Genomic DNA, 660 nt, shown 5'->3' on the forward strand with positions numbered 1-660 from the left:
TCCCCACTGTGTCCGTGAGGGACCAATCGCACAGGATGCCTTGACGTGGTTATAACTACGACAGCGACTGTAAACTTGCAGAATTTCTCTAATTAATTCATTCGCTTGACGCCTACAGCTATGACCTTGTGTAGTTTGGTCTAGTTTTGTTTTCGCCCAACGTGTTAGAGGCGTTGTTACTTCTGTTTTTTCAACATCTACGACTTCAACACTAACTAACGAACTTTGATTAGAAGAGCTTTCAACAACGATAGGTGAGAATAACAAGTCTTCGTTCAGTTCAGGCCGTTCAGCCCATGAGGGGTTCACATCAACCCAACCCAAACCTTGCTGTAAGTTGAGACCAATACCGTTTTGTTGTAACTGCTCTATCTGATTGGTCGTTATAGAAACATCCTCGAAAACCAATACCGAGCCTTTGCCGATCAGTAGCTGTTCACTATCGAGCCCCTGACGTGCCTGATTAAAGCGGCTAACCGAATGAGTACGAATAAAACTCCGCTCTGGATTTAACTGACCATTAGCCCCTTCAATCAGATCAGCTAGTGATGGCGTATAAGTAGGTAAGCCGTTTTGGGTGAATACCTGACAATCTGACAAACACCATAGGACTAACTGCTGAGAGTTATGGCTAGCCTTATGACTAGGGGGGCTTTGTAC

Annotated in this window: 1 protein-coding gene; it reads right to left on the reverse strand. The window is 44.7% G+C overall.

What is annotated here, in order from left to right; genetic code table 11:
- Nucleotides 1-660 (reverse strand): hypothetical protein (locus tag AB4486_RS27390; RefSeq protein ID WP_372119940.1); only part of this gene is annotated, 660 nt, incomplete at both ends.

The organism is Vibrio sp. 10N.222.55.C6, assembly GCF_041473395.1.
Lineage (GTDB): Bacteria > Pseudomonadota > Gammaproteobacteria > Enterobacterales > Vibrionaceae > Vibrio > Vibrio crassostreae_C.